Source organism: Mesorhizobium sp. M7D.F.Ca.US.004.01.2.1, assembly GCF_003997785.1.
Taxonomy (GTDB): Bacteria; Pseudomonadota; Alphaproteobacteria; order Rhizobiales; family Rhizobiaceae; genus Mesorhizobium; species Mesorhizobium loti.
The window spans coordinates 1-2077 of sequence record NZ_RZRQ01000592.1; the positions used below are offsets into that span (position 1 = coordinate 1).

A 2077-nucleotide genomic window follows, 5' to 3' on the forward strand; every position below is an offset into this window, starting at 1 on the left:
GCCGTCAATGGTGCGCGGCAATGTCAACTTGTCCTCGATCTCGAGCCGGAAGCGATTGCCTGGCAGCCTGACGCAGCGTGCCGGATAGACGTCGCAGTCGTAGTGACGGGCAAGGGTCGCCAGCACCCGATTGCTCTGGCAGGGACGGCCGAAGAATGTCGTGTCCAGGCCATTGGAGAATTTCTGGTCGACAAGGATGCCGATGTTGCCGCCATTCTCCAGCACCCCTGCCAACGCGAATGAGGCGCCGGCCATCGACGGCAGCAATGAGCCCATGGTCGAGCGGCGCGTCGACAGGATGTAGTCGGCGAGATAGGGATTGTTGGGCGGGCGAAACAGCGCCGTGATGTTCATGCCGAAGGTCGCCGCCGCCACCGGCAAGAGTTCGAAATTGCCGAGATGGCCGGTGAAGACGATGTGTGGCCGCTTTTCGGCGGCGATCTCGACGAAATGCTCTATGCCCTTGACCTCGACGCGGCCGGGCTTGCTGGCCGCGGGATCGTAGTCGAACAGGGCGTCGAGAAAGATGTATTCGGCGGCAAGGCGGGCCATGTTGCCCCACATGTCGGAGGCGATCGCCTGGATTTCGGCCTCGCCCTTTTCCGGATAGGCCTTGCGCAGATTGTCGACAGCGACCTGATGGCGTCCCACCCAGGGGCCAACGCGGCGTGCGACGCGGTCGGCAAAGTTCAGCGCACTGTCGGCCGGCAGCAGACGCAGGACCGAGATGATCATCATAGCCGCGCGCGCCACCAGCCAGTAGTTCAACTGGCGCAGCTGCCTGCCGTAGCGAAATTTGAGATCCCGGCGGAACTTCTTGAACACAGAGGTCAAGGCTCTAGCCGACGCGCAGGATGATCTTGCCAAACACGTCGCGGCCTTCCATGCGCTTCAGCGCGGCATCGATACCGTCAAAGTCGACTTCGGTGTCGATGACCGGGGCGACCTGTCCCGCCGCCATTTTCTGCATGGCGTTGGCCATGTTCTCCATGCGGCAGCCGAAGGAGCCGAGCAGCTTCAATTGCTGCTGGAACAACTGCATCAGGTTGATCTGCGTCGACACGCCGGAAGTCGAACCGCAGGTCACCAGGCGGCCGCCACGCTTCAGGCACAGCATGGAAGCGGCAAAAGTGTCGGCGCCGACATGTTCGAACACGACGTCGACGCCCTTCTTCTTGGTCAGCTTGCGCACGACGCCCTCGAAACGGTCGTCGCGATAGTTGATGACATGGTCGGCGCCGAGCGCCTTGGCCTTGTCGATCTTGTCGTTCGAGCCGACCGTGGTGATGATGGTGCAGCCCATTCGCTTGGCCAGCTGGATGGCCGCCGAGCCGATGCCGGATCCGCCGGCATGGATGAGAATGGTCTCGCCGGGCTGCAGCCTGGCGTTGTCGAACAGCATATGCTCGACCGTGCCGAAGGTAACGGGCGCCACCGCCGCACCGATGTCGGTCACGCCGGGCGGGGCAGGAACCAGCAGGCGGGCCGGCAGGTTGATCTTTTCCTGCGCGAAGCCGTCGAGATGGAAGCCGTGAACGCCCGAAACATGTTCGCAGAGATTGTCGCGGCCTTCGCGGCAGGCGCGGCAAAGGCCGCAGGTGCGCGCGCCGTAGATCGACACCAATTGTCCGGGCAGCAGGCTGGAAACGCCGGGGCCGACCGCCTCGACCTCGCCGGAGGCTTCGGCGCCGACGACCAGCGGCAGCTTGCGCTTGGCGAAGGCCATGCCGCGCCAGCCCCAGACGTCGATGTGGTTCAGCGCCACCGCCTTGATGCGCAGCGTGACTTCACCGAGTGCCGGCGGTGGGGGAGGCGGCAGGTCCACCGTCTCAAGACGGCGGTCCTCTATAAGTTGCAATGCGCGCATGGGGCCTGTCGGTTCAGTCTGGCTGAAAAAGGTCGCTTAGACCGGTTCCCGCGCCATGACAAGGCAAGTGTTCTGGCCGCCGAAACCGAAGGAGTTCGACAGAACGGTGCGAACCTCGGCATTACGCTTCTTGTTCGGCACCACGTCGAGCACGATCGCGGGGTCGGGATTGTCATAGTTGATGGTCGGCGGAATGACGCTTTCGCGCAT

At 63.5% G+C, this 2077-nt stretch carries 2 protein-coding genes and 1 pseudogene; all 3 read right to left on the reverse strand.

Going from position 1 to position 2077, the window contains the following annotated elements; genetic code table 11:
• Positions 1-825, reverse strand: an 825-nt coding sequence (locus EN993_RS35145; RefSeq protein WP_164758036.1) for a lipid A biosynthesis lauroyl acyltransferase, incomplete at its 3' end; no start/stop codon positions are given.
• Between the two features lie 13 nt (positions 826-838).
• Positions 839-1867: a zinc-binding dehydrogenase gene (locus tag EN993_RS35150; protein WP_027039032.1), complete on the reverse strand. Its 1029-nt coding sequence runs from the start codon at positions 1865-1867 to the stop codon at positions 839-841.
• A 36-nt stretch (positions 1868-1903) separates the two neighbouring features.
• Positions 1904-2077, reverse strand: a pseudogene (locus EN993_RS38170) (beta-ketoacyl-ACP synthase); the annotation flags it as partial.

Coding starts and splice junctions, on each gene's coding strand:
- EN993_RS35150 (WP_027039032.1), bottom strand. CDS start 1,867: ATGCGCGCATTGCAACTTATAGAGGACCGCCGTCTTGAGACGGTGGAC.